Annotated in this window: 1 protein-coding gene; it reads left to right on the plus strand. The window is 60.8% G+C overall.

What is annotated here, in order from left to right; all coding sequences use genetic code 11:
- The first annotated feature begins 190 nt into the window (after window positions 1-190).
- Entirely contained in the window at window positions 191-1042 is an 852-nt protein-coding gene (gene sul1 / locus AC1EJZ_RS11170; RefSeq protein ID WP_000946487.1) for a sulfonamide-resistant dihydropteroate synthase Sul1, read from the plus strand.
- Window positions 1043-1224: the final 182 nt, after the last annotated feature.

Below are 1224 nucleotides of genomic sequence, written 5' to 3' on the forward strand. Positions count from 1 at the left end.
CTGTAATGCAAGTAGCGTATGCGCTCACGCAACTGGTCCAGAACCTTGACCGAACGCAGCGGTGGTAACGGCGCAGTGGCGGTTTTCATGGCTTGTTATGACTGTTTTTTTGTACAGTCTATGCCTCGGGCATCCAAGCAGCAAGCGCGTTACGCCGTGGGTCGATGTTTGATGTTATGGAGCAGCAACGATGTTACGCAGCAGGGTGACGGTGTTCGGCATTCTGAATCTCACCGAGGACTCCTTCTTCGATGAGAGCCGGCGGCTAGACCCCGCCGGCGCTGTCACCGCGGCGATCGAAATGCTGCGAGTCGGATCAGACGTCGTGGATGTCGGACCGGCCGCCAGCCATCCGGACGCGAGGCCTGTATCGCCGGCCGATGAGATCAGACGTATTGCGCCGCTCTTAGACGCCCTGTCCGATCAGATGCACCGTGTTTCAATCGACAGCTTCCAACCGGAAACCCAGCGCTATGCGCTCAAGCGCGGCGTGGGCTACCTGAACGATATCCAAGGATTTCCTGACCCTGCGCTCTATCCCGATATTGCTGAGGCGGACTGCAGGCTGGTGGTTATGCACTCAGCGCAGCGGGATGGCATCGCCACCCGCACCGGTCACCTTCGACCCGAAGACGCGCTCGACGAGATTGTGCGGTTCTTCGAGGCGCGGGTTTCCGCCTTGCGACGGAGCGGGGTCGCTGCCGACCGGCTCATCCTCGATCCGGGGATGGGATTTTTCTTGAGCCCCGCACCGGAAACATCGCTGCACGTGCTGTCGAACCTTCAAAAGCTGAAGTCGGCGTTGGGGCTTCCGCTATTGGTCTCGGTGTCGCGGAAATCCTTCTTGGGCGCCACCGTTGGCCTTCCTGTAAAGGATCTGGGTCCAGCGAGCCTTGCGGCGGAACTTCACGCGATCGGCAATGGCGCTGACTACGTCCGCACCCACGCGCCTGGAGATCTGCGAAGCGCAATCACCTTCTCGGAAACCCTCGCGAAATTTCGCAGTCGCGACGCCAGAGACCGAGGGTTAGATCATGCCTAGCATTCACCTTCCGGCCGCCCGCTAGCGGACCCTGGTCAGGTTCCGCGAAGGTGGGCGCAGACATGCTGGGCTCGTCAGGATCAAACTGCACTATGAGGCGGCGGTTCATACCGCGCCAGGGGAGCGAATGGACAGCGAGGAGCCTCCGAACGTTCGGGTCGCCTGCTCGGGTGATATCGACG

The organism is Pauljensenia sp. C0170B5 (assembly GCF_056590195.1).